This window comes from Burkholderia sp. BCC1972 (assembly GCF_905339605.1).
GTDB lineage: Bacteria > Pseudomonadota > Gammaproteobacteria > Burkholderiales > Burkholderiaceae > Burkholderia.
The window spans coordinates 38,919-61,655 of record NZ_CAJPGH010000024.1 but is presented as its reverse complement, the minus strand read 5'-3'; the positions used below and the strand labels follow the sequence as shown (position 1 = coordinate 61,655).

At 66.8% G+C, this 22,737-nt stretch carries 19 protein-coding genes; 17 read left to right on the top strand and 2 right to left on the bottom strand.

Annotation, left to right across the window (positions count from 1 at the left end):
* The first annotated feature begins 95 nt into the window (after positions 1-95).
* Entirely contained in the window at positions 96-1,157 is a 1,062-nt protein-coding gene (locus tag U5798_RS28010) for an alpha/beta fold hydrolase (RefSeq protein ID WP_124456541.1), read from the top strand.
* Positions 1,158-1,193: 36 nt separating this feature from the next.
* Here U5798_RS28010 and U5798_RS28005 read toward each other — a convergent pair whose 3' ends face one another.
* Complete coding sequence (locus U5798_RS28005; protein ID WP_322083848.1) at positions 1,194-2,192, bottom strand: LLM class flavin-dependent oxidoreductase; 999 nt, start codon at positions 2,190-2,192, stop codon at positions 1,194-1,196.
* 641 nt (positions 2,193-2,833) lie between these two features.
* Here U5798_RS28005 and hpnI point away from each other — a divergent pair.
* From hpnI to U5798_RS27925, 16 genes are all read left to right on the top strand, one after another.
* Positions 2,834-4,009, top strand: coding sequence for a bacteriohopanetetrol glucosamine biosynthesis glycosyltransferase HpnI (hpnI, locus tag U5798_RS28000; RefSeq protein WP_124456539.1), 1,176 nt, complete (start codon positions 2,834-2,836; stop codon positions 4,007-4,009).
* A gap of 134 nt (positions 4,010-4,143) precedes the next feature.
* Positions 4,144-5,586 (top strand): hopanoid biosynthesis associated radical SAM protein HpnJ, encoded by a 1,443-nt coding sequence (gene hpnJ / locus U5798_RS27995; RefSeq protein ID WP_311767317.1) that lies wholly within the window; start codon positions 4,144-4,146, stop codon positions 5,584-5,586.
* Positions 5,587-5,589: 3 nt separating this feature from the next.
* The gene (gene hpnK / locus U5798_RS27990; RefSeq protein ID WP_124456537.1) at positions 5,590-6,474 is read left to right on the top strand and encodes a hopanoid biosynthesis-associated protein HpnK; all 885 of its coding nucleotides are present in this window, start codon (positions 5,590-5,592) and stop codon (positions 6,472-6,474) included.
* A complete protein-coding gene (locus tag U5798_RS27985; RefSeq protein ID WP_322083847.1) occupies positions 6,471-7,508 on the top strand; it encodes a lysylphosphatidylglycerol synthase domain-containing protein in 1,038 nt (345 codons plus the stop codon). Before hpnK ends, U5798_RS27985 begins: the two co-directional genes overlap by 4 nt.
* Positions 7,509-7,595: 87 nt before the next feature.
* A complete protein-coding gene (locus tag U5798_RS27980) occupies positions 7,596-8,150 on the top strand; it encodes a hypothetical protein (RefSeq protein ID WP_322083846.1) in 555 nt (184 codons plus the stop codon).
* A 367-nt stretch (positions 8,151-8,517) separates the two neighbouring features.
* Positions 8,518-9,207 carry an ABC transporter permease gene (locus U5798_RS27975; protein ID WP_011544981.1) on the top strand — a complete coding sequence of 230 codons (690 nt, stop codon included), beginning with the start codon at positions 8,518-8,520 and terminating at the stop codon, positions 9,205-9,207.
* Positions 9,204-9,917, top strand: a complete 714-nt coding sequence (locus U5798_RS27970) for an ABC transporter permease (protein ID WP_124456534.1) — start codon at positions 9,204-9,206, stop codon at positions 9,915-9,917. Before U5798_RS27975 ends, U5798_RS27970 begins: the two co-directional genes overlap by 4 nt.
* A gap of 20 nt (positions 9,918-9,937) precedes the next feature.
* Entirely contained in the window at positions 9,938-10,732 is a 795-nt protein-coding gene (locus U5798_RS27965) for an ABC transporter ATP-binding protein (RefSeq protein WP_176046878.1), read from the top strand.
* 22 nt (positions 10,733-10,754) lie between these two features.
* The gene (locus U5798_RS27960) at positions 10,755-11,795 is read left to right on the top strand and encodes a GlxA family transcriptional regulator (RefSeq protein ID WP_124456532.1); all 1,041 of its coding nucleotides are present in this window, start codon (positions 10,755-10,757) and stop codon (positions 11,793-11,795) included.
* Between the two features lie 1,018 nt (positions 11,796-12,813).
* The gene (locus U5798_RS27955) at positions 12,814-14,046 is read left to right on the top strand and encodes an aspartate aminotransferase family protein (RefSeq protein WP_122944883.1); all 1,233 of its coding nucleotides are present in this window, start codon (positions 12,814-12,816) and stop codon (positions 14,044-14,046) included.
* 30 nt (positions 14,047-14,076) lie between these two features.
* Positions 14,077-15,129, top strand: a complete 1,053-nt coding sequence (aruF, locus tag U5798_RS27950; protein ID WP_322083845.1) for an arginine/ornithine succinyltransferase subunit alpha — start codon at positions 14,077-14,079, stop codon at positions 15,127-15,129.
* Entirely contained in the window at positions 15,126-16,157 is a 1,032-nt protein-coding gene (astA, locus tag U5798_RS27945; protein WP_124456530.1) for an arginine N-succinyltransferase, read from the top strand. Before aruF ends, astA begins: the two co-directional genes overlap by 4 nt.
* Positions 16,158-16,164: 7 nt before the next feature.
* On the top strand, positions 16,165-17,628 hold the full coding sequence (gene astD / locus U5798_RS27940) for a succinylglutamate-semialdehyde dehydrogenase (RefSeq protein ID WP_322083844.1): 1,464 nt from the start codon (positions 16,165-16,167) through the stop codon (positions 17,626-17,628).
* Positions 17,629-17,642: 14 nt separating this feature from the next.
* The gene (gene astB / locus U5798_RS27935; RefSeq protein ID WP_006488742.1) at positions 17,643-18,983 is read left to right on the top strand and encodes an N-succinylarginine dihydrolase; all 1,341 of its coding nucleotides are present in this window, start codon (positions 17,643-17,645) and stop codon (positions 18,981-18,983) included.
* Positions 18,984-18,990: 7 nt separating this feature from the next.
* Positions 18,991-20,049 carry a succinylglutamate desuccinylase gene (gene astE, locus U5798_RS27930; RefSeq protein WP_185658283.1) on the top strand — a complete coding sequence of 353 codons (1,059 nt, stop codon included), beginning with the start codon at positions 18,991-18,993 and terminating at the stop codon, positions 20,047-20,049.
* A 278-nt stretch (positions 20,050-20,327) separates the two neighbouring features.
* Positions 20,328-21,122 (top strand): ABC transporter substrate-binding protein, encoded by a 795-nt coding sequence (locus U5798_RS27925; protein ID WP_111017476.1) that lies wholly within the window; start codon positions 20,328-20,330, stop codon positions 21,120-21,122.
* Positions 21,123-21,238: 116 nt separating this feature from the next.
* Here U5798_RS27925 and U5798_RS27920 read toward each other — a convergent pair whose 3' ends face one another.
* On the bottom strand, positions 21,239-22,729 hold the full coding sequence (locus tag U5798_RS27920) for an HDOD domain-containing protein (protein ID WP_124456527.1): 1,491 nt from the start codon (positions 22,727-22,729) through the stop codon (positions 21,239-21,241).
* Between the last annotated feature and the right edge of the window lie 8 nt (positions 22,730-22,737).

The following is a 22,737-nucleotide window of genomic DNA, read 5'->3' as shown; positions in this document are numbered from 1 at the left end:
GAGTGTTGCGCGCCGTCGTCAGCCCGACCGCGTAGAATCGCGGGGCGCGAGGCGGCCACGCTTGCCCGCGTGCGTCCCCAATCACCCTGATCGCCATGCTTTCGATTTGCAAGATGTTGTGTGTTGCACGCGCTGTCGTGCTCGGCGTGGCTGCCGCCGCCGTGTGCGCGCTGCCTGCCGCGGCCGTAGGCGCGCCGCCCGCCGGCAACGACGGGCCCGCGTACGGCCCGCGCCTGGAAGGGTTCACCTATCCGGCGCCCGTGCACCTGTACACGTTCGTGTCGCAGCGCGAGACGCTCGAGATGGCGTTTCTCGACGTGCAGCCTGCGCATCCGAACGGCCGCACCGTCGTGCTGCTGCACGGGAAGAACTTTTGCGCGGCCACCTGGGATGACACGATCGGTGTGTTGAGCCGGGCCGGCTACCGCGTGATCGCACCGGACCAGATCGGTTTCTGCAAGTCGTCGAAGCCCGAGCGCTATCAATACACGTTCCAGCAACTCGCGCGCAACACGCATGCGCTGCTCGAATCGATTGGTGTGAAGTCGGCGACGATCGTCGGCCATTCGACCGGCGGGATGCTCGCGATCCGCTATGCGCTGATGTATCCGAAGGCGACCGACCAGCTCGTGCTCGTGAACCCGATCGGCCTCGAGGACTGGAAGGCGCTCGGCGTGCCGCCGCTGTCGGTCGACTACTGGTATGCGCGCGAGCAGAAGACGACGGCCGACGGCATCCGCCGCTATGAGCAGGCCACGTACTACGCGGGCAAGTGGTCGCCGTCGTACGAGCGCTGGGTGCAGATGCTGGCCGGCATGTATCGCGGCGCCGGCCGTGACGCGGTCGCGTGGAATTCCGCGCTGATCTACGACATGATCCTCACGCAGCCGGTGGTCTACGAACTCGGCGCGATCCGCGTGCCGACGCTGCTGATGATCGGCGACAAGGACACGACCGCGATCGGCAAGGACGTCGCACCGCCCGACGTGCACGCGAAGCTCGGCCGCTATCCGGAACTCGCGAAGCGCACGCAGGCGGCGATCCCCGGTGCGCAGCTCGTCGAATTCCCGGCGCTCGGGCACGCGCCGCAGATCCAGGACCCGGACGCGTTCCACAAGGCGCTGCTCGACGGGCTGGACGCCGTGCACCCGCAGTAACGCGGGGCAGGCCGCCGGCGGCGCGCGGCCGTGCCGTCAGCGCGTCTCGTTCGCGAGCTCGTCGCGAATCTGCGCGGTCAGTTCGAACGAGCGCAGCCGCGCGGCGTGATCGTAGATCTGCGCGGTGACGATCAACTCGTCGGCGCCCGTCTGCGCGATGCGGTCGCGCAGCTTGTCGCGCACCGTGTCGCGCGAGCCGACGGCCGCGAACGACAGCGAATGCGCGACGGTCGCGAGTTCGAGCTCGTTCGCCTCGAGCACGTCGACGGGCGGTGGCAGCTTGCCCGGCGTGCCGCGCCGCAGGTTGATGAACTGCTGCTGCAGCGACGTGAACAGGCGCCGTGCCTCGTCGTCGGTATCCGCCGCGAACACGTTGACGCCGACCATCGCGTGCGGCTTCGGCCACGCGGCCGACGGCCGGTACTGCGCGCGATAGATCTCGAGCGCGCGCATCAGGTAGTCCGGTGCGAAGTGCGACGCGAATGCGAACGGCAGCCCGAGCATCGCGGCGAGCTGGGCACTGAACAAACTCGAGCCCAGCAGCCACACCGGAACGTCGAGCCCCGCGCCGGGCACCGCGCGCACGCGCTGGCCGGGCACCGGCTCCGCGAAATAGCGCTGCAGTTCGGCGACGTCGTCCGGAAACGAGTCGGCGCTGCCGATCAGGTCGCGGCGCAGCGCGCGCGATGTGGTCTGGTCGGTGCCGGGCGCGCGGCCGAGGCCGAGGTCGATGCGCCCCGGATACAGCGAGGCCAGCGTGCCGAACTGCTCGGCGATCACGAGCGGCGCGTGGTTCGGCAGCATGATGCCGCCCGAGCCGACGCGGATCGTCTGCGTCGCGCCCGCGACATGACCGATCACGACGGCGGTGGCCGCGCTCGCGATGCCCGGCATGTTGTGATGCTCGGCCAGCCAGTAGCGCCGGTAGCCCCAGCGTTCCGCGTGCCGGGCGAGATCGACGGTGTTGCGGAACGCCTGCGAGGCGTCGGCGCCGGCCGGAATGGGGGCGAGATCGAGTACGGAAAACGGTGTCATCGGGTGGCCTTCGAATGGGGGAGCGCGGTGATGCGCGTACGCAACAAATGCCAAGGATTTTGCCAAAGGGTTCCGGAACGTGCTGGCGACGCGCCGATACCCATGCGCCTTACAGGGGCGCAGGGTCGAATACCTCGATTGTTGCAAAAATCAATCCAATCGCTGATTAATTACCAATCTTTACGGCGATTGGACGTGAATCCGCATCGACATACAAATTTGCACGAAACGTTTGATTTTCAAGACTGCAATACGCCTGCAAACTGCTTACGCTAATGTGAACGTGGCTGTGCCGATAAGGTTCGTCGACGACTCAGCTTTGCCGGAATTGCACCAGTCCGTTTCGCGTAGTGCCGAGCGCGGGGTGCCGCGGACTGCTAAAATCCGGCGCCTGCCCATGTTGTGCCGATGGTAGCCATTCGAGTCTTCCCGCATCCCGTCCTCCGGGCATTGTGCGGAGAGAAGCCACGCGAAGCCGGGCTTGGCCGTACCCGAACGAAGGGTCGTGCTTCCCCCATTACAGACGCTGCTGGAACAAGGAGTCGGGTCGTGCCCGCGTTCGTCGTAGTCGGAATACCGCATCACGCTCAATCACGCTCGAGCGTTCTCCACGGCGTTCAGGTCGCCGGGAGGCGTTGCGCATGACGCCAACCGCCACGCTGCTCGACTGGTTGCTGATCGCATTCACGCTGGCCGCGGCCGGCTATGCGCTCGTCGCCGCGTTTGCCCCGCGGCCGCGTACGCCGCGCACCGCTGCGCGCGATGGTTTCGAGCCGGTCAGCGTGCTCAAGCCGCTGTGCGGCGCGGAGCCGCACCTGTACGAAAACCTCGCGACGTTCTGCGAGCAGCGCCATCCGCGCTACGAAGTGCTGTTCGGCGTCGCGTCGCCGGCCGATCCGGCGATCGCCGTCGTCGAGCGGCTGCGCGCCGACTATCCCGAGTGCGACATCACGCTGGTGATCGACGCGCGCGTGCACGGCAAGAACCTGAAGGTCAGCAACCTGATCAATCTCGCCGCACGCGCGAAATACGGCCGCATCGTGATCGCGGACAGCGACATCGCGGTGCAGCCCGACTATCTGGAGCGCGTGACGGCGCCGCTCGCCGACGTGTCGGTCGGTGTCGTCACGTGCCTGTATCATGCGCGCAGCGTCGGCGGGTTCTGGACGCGGATCGGCGCACAGTTCGTCGACGCGTGGTTCGCACCGTCGGTGCGGATCACGCACCTCGGCCGCTCGAGCCGCTTCGGCTTCGGCGCGACGCTCGCGCTGACGCGCGACACGCTCGACCGGATCGGCGGCTTTTTCGCGCTGAAGGACGAGCTGGCCGACGATTTCTGGCTGGCCGAATTGCCGCGACGCCTCGGGCGGCGCACCGTGCTGTCGGAGGTCGAGGTCGCGACCGACGTGATCGAGCCGTCGTTCGGGCCGCTGTGGCACCGCGAGACGCGCTGGCTGCGCACGATCCGTTCGCTGAACCCGGCCGGCTTCGCGTTCCTGTTCATTACGTTTACGGTGCCGTGGCTCGCGATCGGCGCGGCGCTCGCACTGCGTCTCGACGGCACCTTCGCCGGCACGCTGGCGGGCGGGGCGGCCGTGGTCGGCGCATTCGGGCGGCTCGTGCTGCATGCGCGCGGCGAAGATGGCTGGCGCGCGTTCTGGCGCGACCTGCCGCTCGTCGCGGTGCGCGACACGCTGCTCGCGCTCGAGTGGCTCGCGGCCGCGTTCGGCACGCACGTCGTGTGGCGCGGCGCGAGGATGACGGTCGTCGGCGGCGAACGCGCGACGGCTGCAGTTGAAGCAGTGGACGGCCGCTAGGGCCGTCGATCGAACCCGGCCCGACGGCCGAGACGCGCTGCGCGGCGAAGCCGCGCGGCGCGACATGACAGAGAGGCGGGCGCCGGCAGGGCGGCCCGCGGTTTTTTGACTGAATCGTTGTGACGAATCGAACTATGCAGGCTACCGGAGCATTCATGAAAACGCTGTTCTTGCAGGCCCCTTCGTATGACGGCTTCGACGGCGGAGCCGGCTCGCGCTATCAGGCGAAGCGCGAAATCCGTTCCTTCTGGTATCCGACGTGGCTCGCGCAGCCGGCCGCGCTCGTGCCGGGCAGCCGCGTCCTCGATGCGCCGGCCGACGGCCTGTCGGTCGAGGAAACGCTGAAGATCGCCAACGACTACGATCTCGTGATCATCCACACGAGCACGCCGTCGTTCCCGACCGACGCGATGTTCGCGCAGGATCTCAAGAAGATGAAGCCGTCGATGCTGGTCGGCATGGTGGGCGCGAAGGTGATGGTCGATCCGCACAACTCGCTCACGGCGAGCGAGGCCATCGACTTCGTGTGCCGCGAGGAATTCGACTACACCTGCAAGGAAATCGCGGAAGGCAAGCCGTTCCCCGAGATCAAGGGCTTGAGCTGGCGCGCGAAGGACGGCTCGATCGAGCACAACGAAGCGCGTCCGATCCTCGAGAACATGGACGAACTGCCGTTCGTCGCGCCCGTCTACAAGCGCGACCTGAAGATCGACAACTACTTCATCGGCTACCTGAACTATCCGTACGTATCGATCTACACGGGCCGCGGCTGCAAGTCGCGCTGCACGTTCTGCCTGTGGCCGCAGACGGTCAGCGGCCATCGCTACCGCACGCGTTCGGTCGAGAACGTGCTCGCGGAAGCGAAGTGGATCCGCGACAACATGCCGGAAGTGAAGGAACTGATGTTCGACGACGACACCTTCACCGACGACCTGCCGCGCGCCGAAGCGATCGCCATCGGCCTGGGCAAGCTCGGCATGACGTGGTCGTGCAACGCGAAGGCCAACGTGCCGTACAAGTCGCTGAAGATCATGAAGGAAAACGGCCTGCGCCTGCTGCTGGTCGGCTTCGAATCCGGCGACGACCAGATCCTCGTGAACATCAAGAAGGGCGTGCGCACCGATTTCGCGCGCCGCTTCAGCGCGGACTGCAAGAAGCTCGGCATCAAGATCCACGGCACCTTCATCCTCGGCCTGCCGGGCGAGACGCAGGAAACCATCAAGAAGACGATCGAGTACGCGAAGGAAATCAATCCGCACACGATCCAGGTCTCGCTCGCCGCGCCGTATCCGGGCACGACGCTCTACAAGCAGGCCGTCGAGAACGGCTGGATGGAAGAGAACAAGACGATCAACCTGGTGAGCAAGGAAGGCGTGCAGCTCGCGGCGATCGGCTATGCGCACCTGTCGCGCGACGAGATCTATCACCATCTCGAGCAGTTCTATCGCCAGTTCTACTTCCGTCCGTCGAAGATCTGGGAAATCGTCCGCGAGATGCTGACGAGCTGGGACATGATGAAGCGCCGCCTGCGCGAAGGCGTCGAGTTCTTCCGCTTCCTGCGCGCACACGAGGCGTAATCCGTGGCGACGCAGCCGGCGGCGCGGGCGCTGATCTTCACCGCGGACGACTTCGGGCTGCACCCGCGCGTCAACGCGGCGGTCGAGCGTGCGCACCGCGACGGCGTGCTGAACGCCGCGAGCCTGATGGTCGGCGCCCCCGCCGCACAGGATGCGATCGACCGCGCGCGGCGGCTGCCGTCGCTCGCGGTCGGCCTGCACCTGGTGCTCGCGGACGGCCCGGCCACGCTGCCCGCGCATGAGATTCCCGCGCTCGTCGGCGCCGACGGGCGGTTCGGCGACGCGATGGCGAAGGACGGCTGTCGCTTCTTCTTCCTGCCGCATGTTCGCGCGCAACTGCGCCGCGAGATCCGTGCGCAGTTCGACGCGTTCGCGGCGAGCGGCCTGCCGCTCGACCACGTGAACGCGCACAAGCATTTCCACCTGCATCCGACCGTGCTGTCGATGATCATCGAGATCGGCCGCGACTACGGGCTGCGCGCGGTGCGGTTGCCGTACGAGACGAGCGCGCCCGCGCTGCTCAAGCCGTGGATCGCGCTCGTGCGTGCGCGGCTCGATCGCGCAGGGCTCGCGCACAACGACTATGTCGTCGGGATCGAGCACACGGGCGCGATGGACGAGGCCGTGCTGCTCGACGCGCTCGCGCAGCTGCCGCCGGGCGTCGGCGAGATCTACTGCCATCCGGCCGAGGCCGGCGACGGCCCGATCACGCCGACGATGGCCGGCTACCGTCCGGTCGACGAACTCGATGCGCTGCTGTCGCCGCGCGTCGCGGCCGCGTTGAAGGCGGCGGGCGTCGCGACCGGCGGCTTCGCCGACGTGTTCGGCGGGCCTGCGGCACGTCGAGGCGCGCACGCGTCGCGCGCACCGGGGGCGCAGCCGTCATGAGCAAGTGGATCAAGTGGCTCGGCTGGCCGATCGGCATCGGCATCCTGCTCGCGCTGGGGCTGCACGAAGGCGTCGGCGACGTGTCGCAGATGCTCGCGCGCGCCGGCTACGCGCTGCTGTGGCTCGTGCCGTTCCACGGGCTGCCGCTGCTGCTCGATGCGTACGCGTGGCACCTGCTGCTCGACCGGCGCAGTTCGCTGTCGTTCCTGTGGTGGATCGCGACCGTGCGCGAGGCCGTGAACCGGCTGCTGCCCGTGGTCGGGATCGGCGGCGAGATCGTCGGCATCCGGCTCGCGCGCTGGCAGGTGCCCGACGCGAGCCGCGTGACCGCGTCGGTGATCGTCGAGGTGCTCGTGACGATCGTCGTCCAGTATGCGTTCGCGGCGCTCGGCCTCGTGCTGCTGCTCGCGACGACGGACAACATGGGCGGCGGCACGATCGGCCTCGCGCTGCTGCTGACGCTGCCGTTGCCGGTGCTCGGCGTCGTGCTGATGCGGCGCGGCGGCATCTTCCATGCGATCGAGCGTTTCGCGGGCCGCCTGCTCGGCGATTCGCACCGGCTGCTGCAGGGCGTCGACGGGCGCCGGCTCGACGCCGATATCGATTCGCTGATGTCGCGCACGGGCCTGCTGTTCAGCGCATTCTTCTGGCAACTGGCCGGGTATGTGCTCGGCGCGCTCGAGATCTACTGGGCGCTCGCGCTGCTCGGCCATCCGGTGTCGATCGGCGGCGCGATCGCGATCGAGGCGATGACGCAGGCCGTGCGGCATGCGGCGTTCATGGTGCCGGGCGGGCTCGGCGTGCAGGAGGCGACCGTCGTGCTGCTCGCGCAGATGTTCGGCGTCGACCGCGAGACGGCGCTGTCGCTGGCGGTGGTCAAGCGCGGCCGCGAGGTGCTGTTCGGCTGCCTGGCACTCGGCTCGTGGCAGCTTGCCGAGCTCGTGCGTACGCGCCGCCGCGTCGGCGCGCCGCGTGCGCCGCAGCCGGCGAGCCGCGTGTCCGAAGCCGAAACGGAAACCGAAACGACGCATTGAACACGAGACGGGCCGTGCGCCCGTCTCGCGCTTTTGGCGTTGCGCGGGTATCCTTGCCGCGTGTTTTCTCGACGCGCAACTCTTCCGATGATTTTCCGATTCAGGCTGCTTTCCGTGACGATGCTGGCCGCCGCGCTGGCGCTAACCGGTTGCGACGACCAAGGCCATCTCGACGTGCAACGTATCAGGGACTTCTTCAACGCGATCAAGCCCGCGCCGCTGCTGCTGAAGGGGCTGAAGGTCGGCGAGTCGACCGAGGCCGACGTGCGCGGCACGATGGGCAAGCCCGAGACCGTGCGCGAGTTTACCGACGGCTCGAAGCGCTACGAATATCCGCGCGGCCCGATGGGCAACCAGACCTGGTTCGTCGATCTCGATGCGAACGGGCGCTACACGGGCGCGACGCAGGTGCTGACCGCCGAGAATTTCGCGAAGGTGCGCCCGGGGATGAACGAGGACGAGGTGCGGCGCCTGCTCGGCAAGCCCGGCGACGTCGCGCAGTATCCGCTGAAGCCCGAGACGGTCTGGAGCTGGCGCTGGCTCGAGGACGGCGTCAACACCGACGCGTTCTTCAACGTCCATTTCGGCCCGGACGGGCTTGTCTATACGACTTCGCGCTCCGACATCCTGAAGGGGCGCTGACGGTCACGCGCGGTGCTGCTTCAGCCCGTTGCGCAGCGCACCGTTCATGCGCGTCTGCCAGCCGCGGCTGTGGCGGGCCGGGATGTGCGTGTTCGGCCCGATGGCCAGTCCGGCGCTATATCGAAAAAGCGACCGGAAAATTGCAAAAAGTCCGCTTCCCTGCGTGTCATCCGACTGTCAGGAAGCGGCTTTTTTCCTTTGGAAACAGCGGTGTAGGGCCGGGGTGTAAATGGCGGGATTGATTGTTGCGATGCAGCAATCGAGTGCAAGGTGATTTGAGACAATCAATTTCGCTTGCGACTATCCGCGTCAGCCCGGCGCGGGACAGGCATACGCGTCGGCATTCATTCCAACTCTGGAGACGCGCGTGTTCCTTTACGGCTTTGGTCCCGTCCTCTGGGCCGGCACCGTGCAGACCATCGAGCTGTCGGTGCTGTCGCTCGCCACTGCGGTGGCGCTGGGGCTGATCGGCGCGGTGGCGAAGCTGTCGCACAACCGGGTGCTGCGAGCGATCGCGACCGGTTATACGACGCTGATCCGCTCGGTGCCCGATCTTGTGCTGATGCTGCTGCTGTTCTACAGCATCCAGATCTGGCTGAACCAGTTCACCGACCTCGTCGGCTGGAACCAGATCGACATCGACCCGTTCGTGGCCGGCGTGCTGACGCTCGGCTTCATCTACGGCGCGTACTTCACCGAGACCTTCCGCGGCGCGTTCCTGTCGGTGCCGCGCGGCCAGCTCGAGGCCGGGTCGGCTTACGGGATGAGCGGCGCGCGCGTGTTCGTGCGGATCATGTTTCCGCAGATGATGCGCTTCGCGCTGCCGGGCATCGGCAACAACTGGCAGGTGCTCGTGAAGGCGACCGCGCTGGTGTCGATCATCGGCCTCGCGGACGTCGTGAAGGCCGCGCAGGACGCCGGCAAGAGCACGTTCAACATGTTCTTCTTCATCCTCGTCGCGGCGCTGATCTACCTCGCGATCACGACCGTTTCCAACCTCGTGCTGATCCAGCTCGAGAAACGTTATTCCATGGGCGTGCGGCACGCAGAACTATGATCGAGATCCTCCAGGAATTCGGCAAGGCGTTCCTTTTCTGGGACGGCCAGCGCCTCTCCGGCCTCGCGGTGACGTTGTGGCTGCTCGTGGCGTCGATCTCGCTCGGCTTCGTGTGCGCGGTGCCGCTCGCGGTCGCGCGCGTGTCGCGGAAGAAGTGGGTGTCGATGCCCGTGCGGTTCTACACGTACGTGTTCCGCGGCACGCCGCTCTACGTGCAGCTGCTGCTGATGTACACGGGCATGTACAGCCTCGAGTTCGTGCGGTCGCACTCGCTGCTCGACGCGTTCTTCCGCAGCGGCTTCAACTGCGCGATTCTCGCGTTCGCGTTGAACACCTGCGCGTACACGACCGAGATCTTCGCCGGCGCGATCCGGGCGATTCCGCACGGCGAGGTCGAGGCGGCGCGTGCGTACGGGATGTCGCCGTTCACGATGTACCGCCGGGTGATCCTGCCGTCGGCGCTGCGCCGTGCATTGCCGCTGTACAGCAACGAGGTGATCCTGATGCTGCACGCGACGACCGTGGCGTTCACGGCGACCGTGCCGGACATCCTGAAGGTCGCACGTGATGCGAATTCCGCGACCTACATGGCGTTCCAGTCGTTCGGAATCGCCGCGCTGATCTATCTTGCGGTATCGTTCGCACTCGTCGCGGCGTTTCGCCGCGCGGAGCGCCACTGGCTCGCGTATCTCGCGGCCGCCCGTCATTGATTTACTTCGAGGAGAGCCAGTTGGCCGAGATCACTCAAACGAACGGTGCCACCAAGCTTGCGGCGCTCGACATCCACAAGCGCTATGGCGACAACGAGGTGCTCAAGGGCGTGTCGTTGAACGCGAAGGCCGGCGACGTCATCAGCATCATCGGCGCGAGCGGCTCGGGCAAGAGCACGTTCCTGCGCTGCATCAACTTCCTCGAGCGGCCGAATGCGGGGCAGATCGTCGTCGACGGCGAGGCCGTGCGCACGAAGGCCGACCGCGCCGGCGCGCTCGAAGTCGCCGATCACAAGCAGTTGCAGCGCATCCGCACGAAGCTCGCGATGGTGTTCCAGCACTTCAACCTCTGGGCGCACATGAACGTGCTCGAGAACGTGATGGAGGCACCCGTGCACGTGCTTGGCATTTCGAAGAAGGAAGCCGAGGAGCGCGCGCGCGAGTACCTGGAGAAGGTCGGCCTGCCGCCGCGTGTCGAGAAGCAGTATCCGTCGCATTTGTCGGGCGGCCAGCAGCAGCGCGTGGCGATTGCGCGCGCGCTCGCGATGCATCCGGACGTGATGCTGTTCGACGAGCCGACGTCGGCGCTCGACCCTGAGCTGGTGGGCGAAGTGCTGAAGGTGATGCAGAAGCTGGCCGAGGAAGGCCGCACGATGATCGTCGTGACGCACGAGATGGGTTTCGCGCGCAACGTGTCGAATCATGTGATGTTCCTGCATCAGGGGCGGACCGAGGAAGAGGGTGATCCGAAGGAGGTGCTGGTGCGCCCGCAGAGCGAGCGGCTCAAGCAGTTCCTGTCGGGCAGTCTCAAGTAACGCGACGGGGCAGGTTTCAGACGTGGTACCGGTGTCTCGTCCCGCAGGCGCCACCCGCACGACGCAGGTGGCGATCGTTGCATTGCCGCCCGTGTCGATGTCGGGCGTGGGTCCGATCGTCGATGCGTTGAACCTGGCGAACGAGATCGACGGGCGGTTGTTGTACCGCTGGCAGGTCTGTTCTTGGGACGGGCGGCCCGTGCCGCTCGCGGGCGGTGCGCAGTGGCATGCCGATGCGGCGTTCAACGATGCGATCGCGTGCGACTGGCTGATCGTCGTGACGGAGCGGTTTCAGCAGTTTGCCGACTATCGGTTGTTTCTCGCGAGTCTCGCGCGGGTCGGGCAGCGGACGCCCGTCGTCACAGGCATTCACCACGGCGTGTGGTGGCTCGCGATGGCCGGGCAGCTTTCCGGGTATCGCGTGAGCGTGAACTGGGAGACGTATCAGCAGTTCGCCGAGCAGTTCGAGCGGTCGATCGTCACGCAGCAGATTTTCGAGATCGATCGCGATCGGGCGACCTGTGCGGGTGGGCAGGCTACCGTTGATTTCATGCTGGCCATGATCGGCCGGGAACATGGGGCGGACCTCGCAGAGCGGATTGCCGATGCGCTCGGCGTTGGCGCTTTGCGCAGCGGCGAAGAACGACAGCGGATTCCTTTCGTCACCGCGCCCGGTGAGCGGCATCCTCGGCTGAACGACGCATTGCTGCTCATGGAAGCCAATGTCGAAGATCCTCTGACTACCGATGAAATCGCCGGGTTGGTCGGCGTGTCGCGCCGACAGCTGGAACGGCTCTTTCGACAGTATCTCGGGGCGATGCCCTCCAAGTATTACCTCAATCTCCGGTTGCTCAAGGCCCGCACTCAGTTGCAGCGCACCAGCAAGTCTGTCGTTCAAGTTTCTCTCGCCTGTGGGTTTTCTTCTGCTGCGCACTTTTCTAATGCTTATCGGGAAAGGTTTGGGGTTACGCCTCGGGAGGATCGGCGGGCGTGGCTCGAGAAGCAGACGGGTGGCGGCAGTGAACCTCGGGGGGGAGCGCTCGTCGAGCGCGGGAAGGATTGAGGTTTGGTTTTGACTTGGTTTGTTTTGGCGGTCTGCCCGCGGTTGGCGTGAAGCACCTGTGATCGTGTCGGTCTATTAGCGTCGCCCCTCCGCGGGGCAGCGGTCACTTTTCTTTGTCTTGCCAAAGAAAAGTAACCAAAAGAAAGGCGCTCGGATAACGCATGACTTACCGGTGCCATCGCCAACAAAGTGGCCACCATCTAAGTGTCCGCGCCAGTCAGGAATCCGGAGTGGTTCGAGCAATGGTTCTGACATCTCTCGCTACCCCACGGAGTGGTATACCGTCCGCTAGCTCCATCCTCGCTACGCTCGGCTGCAAGGTACTTCAGGGCGGGCGGTTGCGTTCGTGCTTCCTGCATCAGCCGTCGACCGCCAGGCACTTTTTCTGCTCTCCATATTTGTGTGAGCAGATCGTTTGACGATGATGTCTTCGCGAGACGATGTGTTTGCGTCCCCCAATTTTCTCGCGGACAGAGCAGCGAATTCCCCGTTTATTGAAAGTACGTTGAGAGTGATATCGGTATTGGTTGGGATGGACCTATCGTCCGAGCGAAGCGAGGACGGAGCTAGCGAGCGGTATACCGCTCTGTTGTGTAGGCAGTGGTGTCAGAACCATTGTTCGAACCACTCCGGGTTCCTGACTGGCGCGGACACTTAGATGGTGGCCACTCTGTTGGCGATGGCACCGGTAAGTCATGCGTTATCCGAGCGCCTTTCTTTTGGTTACTTTTCTTTGGCAAGACAAAGAAAAGTGACCGCTGCCCCGCGGAGGGGCGACGCTAATAGACCGACACGATTGCAGGTGCTTCGCGATTACAGGTGCTTCGCGACCCCGAAGCAAGCCCCAGACAAGACAGAAAAAGCCCCAAAATACCGACACGGCGTAGCCGCCCCCCGGCCCGGGAGGGCAAAACCCAAACCTTCCGATAGAACCCGTCGCAAATCTGCAAGACGCTTGCGTCGCCCTTACCTAAACTTGATCCTGTTGAACCCTCTTACGAAACCGAAAGGAACGACCATGACGACCTCGACCGTGACCCGCCAGACATTCGACGAAGTGATGGTGCCGGTATTTTCCCCCGCCCCGTTCGTGCCGGATCGCGCAGAGGGCTCCCGCGTGTGGGACACGGCTGGCCGCGAGTACATCGATTTCGCGTGCGGCATCGCAGTAACGTCCCTCGGCCACGGCCACCCGGAACTGCTGAAAGTCCTGGACGAACAAAGCCGCAAGCTCTGGCACATCGGCAACGGCTACACCAACGAACCGGTGCTGCGCCTCGCGAAGCGCCTCGAATCGCTGACCTTCGCCGATCGCGCATTCTTCGCGAACTCGGGCGCGGAAGCGAACGAAGCGGCCCTGAAACTCGCACGCCGCGTCGCGTTCGACCGCCACGGCGCCGATAAAGCAGAAATCATCTCGTTCGTGCAGTCGTTCCACGGCCGCACGTTCTTCACGGTCAGCGTCGGCGGCCAGCCGAAATACTCGGAAGGCTTCGGCCCCGTGCCGGCCGGCATCAAGCACCTGCCGTACAACGACATCGAAGCCGCAAAGGCCGCGATCGGCCCGCAAACCTGCGCCGTGATCGTCGAGCCCGTGCAAGGCGAAGGCGGCGTGATCCCGGCCGATCCGGCCTTCCTGAAGGCACTGCGCGAAGCATGCGACGCACACGGCGCACTGCTGATTTTCGACGAAGTGCAAACGGGCGTGGGCCGCACGGGCCAGTTCTACGCGTACATGGACACGGGCGTCACGCCGGACATCCTGACGACCGCGAAGGCACTCGGCAACGGCTTCCCGATCGGCGCGATGCTGACGACGAACGAACTCGCCGCGCACTTCAAGGTCGGCGTGCACGGCACGACGTACGGCGGGAACCCGCTCGCATCGGCGATCGCCGACAAGGTCGTCGAACTGATCGGCGACCCGGCACTGCTCGAAGGCGTGCGCGAACGCAGCGTACGCCTGAAGGGCGCGCTCGAACGCATCAACGCACGCTTCGGCATCTTCAAGGACGTGCGCGGCAAGGGCCTGCTGGTCGGTGCGGAACTCACCGCCGCATTCGACGGCCGCGCGAAGGACTTCGTCACGGCCGCCGCCGAGAACGGCCTGATCATGCTGATCGCCGGCCCGAACGTGCTGCGCTTCGTCCCGTCGCTGGTGATCCCGTTCGACCTGCTCGACGAAGGCATGAAGCGCTTCGAGAAGGCAGTCGAACAAGTGCTCGCCGCACAGGAAGCCACCGCGCGCTGATCGGCGCCCCCATCGCAGACAGGAACGACGATGCTATTTGTTCGCCCCGGCAAACTCACGGATCTCGATGCGCTCGCGCACATGGCGCGCACCGCGCAGCCGGTCCTGCACTCGCTGCCGCACGACCGCGCCGCGCTCGAAGCGCGCGTGGCGCTCTCCGAGGATTCGTTTCGCGCGGACGTCGACTTCGCCGGCGAGGAGTTCTACCTCTTCGTGCTCGAGGATTCGTCGACCGGCAAGCTGCTCGGCACGGCGAGCATCGTGGCCGCGGCCGGCTACTCGGAACCGTTCTACGCGTTCCGCAACGACGCACTGATCCACGCGTCGCGCGAACTGCACGTGAACCGCAAGATCCACGCGCTCACGATGTCGCACGAGCTGACCGGCAAGAGCCGGCTCGCGGGCTTCTACGTCGATCCGTCGCTGCGCGGCGACGCGGCCGCGCACCTGATCTCGCGCGCCCGGATGATGTACATCGCCGCGAACCGTCGCCGCTTCACGCCGGAAGTGTTCACGCTGCTGCTCGGCGTGAGCGACGCCACCGGTGCATCGCCGTTCTGGGAAGCAGTGGGGCGCAAGTTCTTCGGCCGCAACTTCACCGACGTCGACATCGCGTCGGGCGGCCGCAGCCGCACGTTCATCGCGGAAGTGATGCCGGCCTATCCGCTCTACGTGCCGCTGCTGCCGGAAGCCGCGCAGCGCGTGCTCGGCGAGCCGAACGAAACGGCCTTGCTCGCGTACGACATCCACCTCGAGGAAGGCTTCGAGCCCGACCGCTTCGTCGACATCTTCGACGCAGGCCCGGTGCTGACCGCGCAGGTCGACCGCACCGCATGCGTGAAGCAGGCGTCGGAGCGTGTCGTGCGCGAGGCCGCGCACCAGCAGGGCGACGTCGCCTACATGGTGTCGACGGGCAGCGGCGAATCGTTCCGCTGCGTCCTGGCCGATCTGCCGGGCGATACGCCCGATGCACCGCTGGCCGGCGACGTGCGCGCAGCACTCGATGTGAAGGATGGCGATGTCGTGCGCTGCGTGCCGCTGCACCGCCGCGACGATGAAGATTTGAAGGGAGACGCAGCATGATCGTCGTTCGGGTCGTACAAACGGGCGACGTCGACGCGCTCGTGTCGCTCGCGAAGGAAACCGGGCCGGGCCTGACCACGTTCAAGCCCGACCGCGACGCGCTCGCCGCGCGCATCGAACGCTCGCGCCGCACGCTCGACGGGCAGGCCGCGCCGGGCGAAGCCGGCTACTTCTTCGTGATGGAAGATTCGAAGACGCGTGACATCGCGGGCGTGTGCGGGATCGAAACGCAGGTCGGCCTCGAACAGCCGTTCTACAACTATCGCGTGAGCACGGTCGTGCACGCGAGCCAGGAACTCGGCGTGTGGACGCGGATGTCCGCGCTGAACATCTCGCACGACCTGACGGGCTACGCGGAAGTGTGCTCGCTGTTCCTGAGCCCGCGCTATCGCACGGGCGGCGTCGGCGGCCTGCTGTCGCGCTCGCGCTTCATGTTCATCGCGCAGTTCCGCGAACGCTTCCCGGAACGCATCTGCGCGGAACTGCGCGGCCACTTCGACGAGGACGGCACGTCGCCGTTCTGGCGCGCAGTCGGTTCGCACTTCTACCAGATCGATTTCAACGCAGCCGATTACCTCAGCTCGCACGGCCGCAAGTCGTTCCTCGCGGAGCTGATGCCGCGCTACCCGGTGTACGTCGACCTGCTGCCGCAGGACGCGCAGGACGCGGTCGGCCTCACGCACCGCGACACGCTGCCGGCCCGCAAGATGCTCGAAGCGGAAGGGCTGCGCTACCAGAATCACGTCGACATCTTCGACGCGGGCCCCGTGCTCGAATGCCACGTCAACGACCTGCGCACGGTGCGCGAGAGCGTCGTCGTGCCGGTCGCGATCGGCGTGCCCGATGCACGGGACGACGCCCCGAGGTCGCTCGTGTCGAACACGTCGCTCGGCGATTTTCGCGTCGGCGTCGCGCCGGGCGTGGTCGCGAACGGCTCGTTCGTGCTGTCGGCCGACGACGCCGTCGCGCTCGACGTGAAGGCCGGCGATCCGGTCCGCGTGCTGCCGCTCAAAGTCAAACAGGGATAAACGAATCATGACGGAACTCTTCATCGACGGCGCCTGGGTCGCAGGCTCGGGCCCCGTCTTCGCTTCGCGCAACCCGGGCACCGACGAGATCGCATGGCAGGGCGAAAGCGCGTCGGCGGCCGACGTCGACCGCGCGGTCGCGAGCGCGCGCCGCGCATTCGCCGGCTGGTCGGCGCTCGACTTCGAATCGCGCTGCGCGATCGTCAAGCGCGTCGCCGCGTTGCTCAACGAACGCAAGGAAGCGATCGCGACCGCGATCGGCCGCGAGACGGGCAAGCCGCTGTGGGAAGCGCGCACCGAAGTCGCGTCGATGGCCGCGAAGGTCGGCATCTCGATCCAGGCATACCAGGAACGCACCGGCGAGAAGCGCCAGGACATGGCCGACGGCGTCGCGGTGCTGCGCCACCGCCCGCACGGCGTCGTCGCGGTGTTCGGCCCGTACAACTTCCCCGGCCACTTGCCGAACGGCCATATCGTGCCCGCGCTGATCGCCGGCAACGCGGTCGTGTTCAAGCCGTCGGAGCTCGCACCGGGCGTCGCGCGCGCGACCGTCGAGGTGTGGCAGGAAGCCGGGCTGCCGGCCGGCGTGCTGAACCTCGTGCAGGGCGAGAAGGACACGGGCATCGCGCTCGCGAACCATCGGCAGATCGACGGGCTGTTCTTCACCGGCAGCTCCGATACGGGCACGCTGCTGCACAAGCAGTTCGGCGGCCGTCCGGAAATCGTGCTCGCGCTCGAGATGGGCGGCAACAACCCGCTCGTGATCGGCGAAGTCGGGGACATCGACGCGGCCGTGCATCACACGATCCAGTCGGCGTTCCTGTCGGCCGGCCAGCGCTGCACGTGCGCGCGCCGCATCTTCGTGCCGCAGGGCGCGTTCGGCGACCGCTTCCTCGCACGCTTCGCCGACGTCACGTCGAAGATCACGGCCGACGTGTTCGATGCCGATCCGCAGCCGTTCATGGGCGCGGTGATCTCGGCGCGCGCGGCCGCGAAGCTGGTCGACGCGCAGTCGCGCCTGATCGAGCAGGGCGCGAAGCCGATCATCGCGATGTCGCAGCGCGATCCGCGCCTCGGCTTCGTGAATGCGGCGATCGTCGACGTGACGGGTGTTGCGAACCTGCCTGACGAAGAGCATTTCGGCCCGCTCGCGCAGATCGTCCGCTACGCGACGTTCGACGAAGCGATCGAGCGCGCGAACGACACGGCATTCGGCCTGTCCGCCGGCCTGCTGGCCGACGACGAGAAGGCATGGGAACACTTCCGCCGCACGATCCGCGCCGGGATCGTCAACTGGAACCGGCCGACCAACGGTGCGTCGTCTGCCGCGCCGTTCGGCGGCACGGGCCGCTCGGGCAACCATCGCCCGAGCGCGTACTACGCGGCCGACTATTGCGCGTATCCGATGGCGTCGGTGGAAAGCACGCAACTGACCTTGCCCGCGAGCCTGTCGCCGGGCCTGCATTTCTGATCGAGGGAGCGACGATGAACGCACAAGAAGCCAATTTCGACGGACTCGTCGGCCCGACCCACAACTACGCCGGACTGTCGTTCGGCAACGTGGCGTCGCTCAACAACGAGAAGTCGGCCGCGAACCCGAAGGCCGCCGCGAAACAGGGGCTGCGCAAGATGAAGCAGCTCGCGGATCTCGGCTTCGCCCAGGGTGTGCTGCCGCCGCAGGAGCGGCCGTCGCTGCGCCTGTTGCGCGAGCTCGGCTTCTCGGGCAAGGACGCGGACGTGATCGCGAAGGCCGCGAAGCAGGCGCCCGAACTGCTCGCCGCGGCGAGCTCGGCGTCGGCGATGTGGACCGCGAACGCGGCCACCGTCAGCCCGTCGGCCGACACGAGCGACGGCCGCGTGCACTTCACGCCGGCGAACCTGTGCAGCAAGCTGCATCGCGCGATCGAGCACGAAGCCACGCGCCGCACGCTGTCGACGCTGTTCGCCGATCCCGCGCACTTCGCGGTGCATGAGGCGCTGACGGGCACGCCGGCGCTCGGCGACGAAGGCGCGGCAAACCATACGCGCTTTTGCGCCGAATACGGCAAGCCGGGCATCGAGTTCTTCGTGTACGGCCGCGCGGAATACCGCCGCGGGCCCGAGCCGAAGCGCTTCCCGGCACGCCAGACCTTCGAGGCGAGCCGCGCGGTCGCGCATCGCCACGGCCTTGCCGAAGAAGCGACGGTCTACGCGCAGCAGGACCCGGACGTGATCGACGCGGGCGTGTTCCACAACGACGTGATCTCGGTCGGCAACCGCGACACGCTGTTCACGCACGAGCGTGCATTCGTCAACAAGCAGGCGATCTACGACACGCTGACCGCCGCGCTCGACGCACGCGGTGCGCGCCTGAACGTGATCGAGGTGCCCGACGCGGCCGTGAGCGTGAACGACGCGGTGACGTCGTACCTGTTCAACAGCCAGCTGCTGTCGCGCGCGGACGGCTCGCAAGTGCTCGTCGTGCCGCAGGAGTGCCGCGAGAACGCGAACGTCGCCGCCTATCTCGACCAGCTCGCGGCCGGCAACGGCCCGATTCACGACGTGCTCGTGTTCGACTTGCGCGAAAGCATGAAGAACGGCGGCGGCCCCGCGTGCCTGCGCCTGCGCGTCGTGCTGAACGAAGCGGAGCGCGCGGCCGTCACGTCGAACGTGTGGATCAACGACACGCTGTTCGCGTCGCTCGACGCGTGGATCGACAAGCACTACCGCGATCGCCTCGCACCGGAAGACCTCGCCGACCCGGCGCTGCTCGACGAATCGCGCACGGCGCTCGACGAACTCACGCAGATCCTGCGCGTCGGTTCGCTGTATGACTTCCAGCGCTGAGGCACGGATGCCGGCCGCCGCGCTGCTCGACGACTTTCTCGCGTTCACGCTGGCCGGCAGCACGCCGGTCGAGCGGGAGGGCACCTGTGCGGGCGGCGCGGTGCGCTGGCAATGGCCCGGCGACGGGCTGCTCGTGCTCGAACCGGCCGCGGCCAGCGATGCGGCGCGCGCGAGCGTGCTCGTGTCGGCCGGCGTGCACGGCGACGAGACGGCGCCGATCGAGCTGCTGTCGATGCTCGTGCGCGATCTCGCGTCGGGCGCGCTGCCGCTCGCGTGCCGGCTGCTCGTCGTGCTCGGCAACGTGCCGGCGATGCGCGCGGGCGAGCGCTATCTCGACGACGACCTGAACCGCCTGTTCAGCGGTCGTCACACGCAGGTGCCCGCGAGCCGCGAAGCGCCGCGCGCCGCGCAGCTCGAAGCGGCCGCTGCCGCGTTCTTCGCGGCCGCGCCGGCGGGCAGCGCACGCTGGCATATCGACATGCACACGGCGATCCGCGCATCGGTGTTCGAGCAGTTCGCGCTGCTGCCGCACACCGGTACGCCGCCGACGCGCACGATGGTGGAATGGCTCGGCGAGGCGCGCATCGCGGCCGTGCTGCTGCATACCGCGAAGGGCAACACGTATTCGCATTTCACGGCCGAGCACTGCGGCGCGCTCGCGTGCACGCTCGAACTCGGCAAGGTGCGGCCGTTCGGCCAGAACGACCTGGCGCGCTTCGCGCCGGCCGACCGCGCGGTGCGCAAGCTCGTGTCGGGGGCGTGGGGCGGCCATCCGTCGACCGACGCCGAGGCGCGAGGCGGCCATCCGCCGCTGCCGCGCGTTTTCACGGTGATCGACCAGATCACGAAGCAGAGCGACGCGCTCGAGCTGTTCGTCGCGGCCGACGTCGCGAACTTCACCCCCTTCGCACGCGGCACGGTGCTCGCGCAGGACGGCGACTACCGCTACACGGTCACGCACGACGAGGAACGGATCGTGTTCCCGAACCCGACCGTGAAGCCGGGGCTGCGCGCGGGCCTGCTCGTGATCGACACGACGCGCGAGACGATCGCAGCACTCGTCTGATCGATCGGCCCGGCCGCATCGAAGTGCGGCCCGCCTTGCGTATTTGCGACATCGTCTTGCAAGTTCGACGGCCGGCCCGGCCGCTGTCGCATGCGCGCCGCAGCATCGCGCGTCGGCGGCCGCTTTGCCATATCGGGCCGCATGGATTGGTACAATCGCGGCCTTGCGGCTGTTGCGCCGCATCACGGCGCGGCAGCGACGTTGTCGCGGTCATCTGACCCTGCAATGATGCATGCGCCCGTAGTTCCGGAACATTCGAGTATCGAGGAGAGCACCTGATGAAGTTGGATTGGCGTAAAGTGGCCGCGCATGCGGTGGTGGCGGCATCGGCCGTGGCGGCAGGCAGCGCGTTTGCCGCGGATCTGAAGGAGATCCGGTTCGGCGTCGAGGCCTCGTACGCACCGTTCGAATACAAGACGCCCGACGGCAAGCTGACCGGCTTCGACATCGATATCGGCAACGCGGTGTGCGCGAAGCTGAAGACGAAGTGCGTGTGGGTCGAGAACGACTTCGACGGCCTGATCCCCGCGCTGCAGGCGCGCAAGTTCGACGCGATCAACTCGGACATGACGATCACCGACCAGCGCAAGCACGCGATCGCGTTCACCGACCCGATCTACACGATTCCGAACCAGCTGATCGCGAAGCAGGGCAGCGGCCTGCTGCCGACCCCGCAGTCGCTCAAGGGCAAGCGCGTCGGCGTGCTGCAGGGCACGATCCAGGAAGCGTACGCGAAGAAGAAGTGGGCGCCGGCCGGCGTTGAAGTCGTGCCGTACCAGACGCAGGACCTGGCATATGCCGACCTGAAGTCGGGCCGTCTCGACGCGACGTTCCAGGATTCGGAAGCCGGCTCGAAGGGCTTCCTGACGAAGCCGCAAGGCCAGGGCTTCGCGTTCGCGGGCGGCACCGTCAGCGACACCGAGATCCTCGGCTCGGGCGTCGGCTTCGGCCTGCGCAAGAACGACGCGGCGCTGAAGACCGCGCTCGATCAGGCGCTGAAGGACCTGAAGGCCGACGGCACGATCGACAACCTCGCGAAGAAGTACTTCAGCGTGCCCGTCACGCTGAAGTAAGCGTCTCGTTCGAACGCACGATGTAAAAAACCGGCCGCTGATGCGGCCGGTTTGCTTTTGTGGCGCGGAAACGGGGAAACGGGGAAACGGCGGAAGCGGCCGAACCGGGCCGGCCGTCAACCGTGCTGCGCGGGAAAGAATCGCCCCAGTTCGCGCGCGAGCTCGTTGAGGATGCTCATTTCCTGCTGCGAGATCTTGCGGGCCGGCTGCGCGCCGGCCCAGTCGCCGTACAGCAGCGCGACCGTCGTCGCATCGACGCGCACCGGCAGCAGCACGAATGCGCGCGTGTCGTCGAACACGTCGAGATACCACGCGGGCAGGCGCTTGAGCATCTTCGGTTCCTGCGCCTGCTCGATGAAGATGCCGACCGAATTGGTGATCGCGAGATGAAACACGTCCGGCTCGAAGCGCTCGTCGAAGCGCAGCCGGTAGAGCGCGTCGTCGACGCCGGGACCGAAGCCCAGGCGTGCGGCGAACGTGCCGTCGTCGTGCCGGACGAACGTGACGGTGCGCGTGAACGCGAGGCTCGCGAGCAGGCTTTCCGACGCCAGTGCGAGCACCGGCGTCAGCACGTGCTCGGACGGCAGCGCGCGCAGGTCGGCGAGGCCGGCTTCGAGGCACGCCTCGGGTTCGGCCTGCGCGCGCGCGATCGCATCGGCGTTCGCGCGCAGCTCGTCGATCTCGCGCATCACGGTGTCGCTCGCTTCCTCGTGCGCGAGCCGCTCGGCGATCTCGACGAGCGCGTCGGGTTCCGTATCGAGCGCCAGCGCATAGTGCTGCGCGAGCGCCGTGATGTGCGCGTCGCGCTGCGGGCCGTCGGGCATCGCGAGCGCACTCGCGACGTCGGTCGAACAGCGGCTCACCGCACGCAGCCAGTTCACGCGTTCGATCATGTCCTCGTCGGCGGCGAGTTCGCGGCCGAATGCATCGACGCGGTTCACGTGCTGGTGATCGTCGGCGATGCCGTCCCGGATCATGTCGGGCAGCCGCCAGCGCGTTGCTGCCTCGAGCCCGATCTCGTCGAAGCCGACGCCGAGCACCTCGATGCAGGCGGCCGATTCGTCGCCGTGCAGCTCGGCCGCATGGCGGCGGATCTTGTCCCATTCGCTGTCGAGATAGCAGACGACGAGCAGCTTGCCGACCTGGCGCATCAGCGTGCAGACGACGGCTTCCTCGCCCGCGCGCAGGTCGGCGCGCTCGGTGAGCTTGCGCGCGACGCAGCCGGACAGCAGCGCACGGTTCAGTTCGAGCTTCGCGTCGATGCGCCGCGGCGTGCTGTGATGGAAATGGTCGACGAGCTTCAGCCCGACGACCAGATGGCCGACGGCGTCCATGCCGAGCACCATCAGTGCGCGGGTCACGGTCGTGATGTTGCCGCCGAACGCCATGTACATCGCGGAGTTCGCGAGCCGCAGCACCTTCTGCGTGAGCGCGAAGTCCGACAGCACGACGCGCACGAGCGCGGTGAAGTCGAGGTCGTCGTTCTTCATCGCGGCCATCGTCGCGCGCAGCGATTCCGACAGCAGCGGGAAATCGCCCCGTTCGTTCATCCGGGCCCACAGCTTGTCCAGCAAGGCCGTGCGGGGCATGTGTTCGGTGATTGACATACGGATCT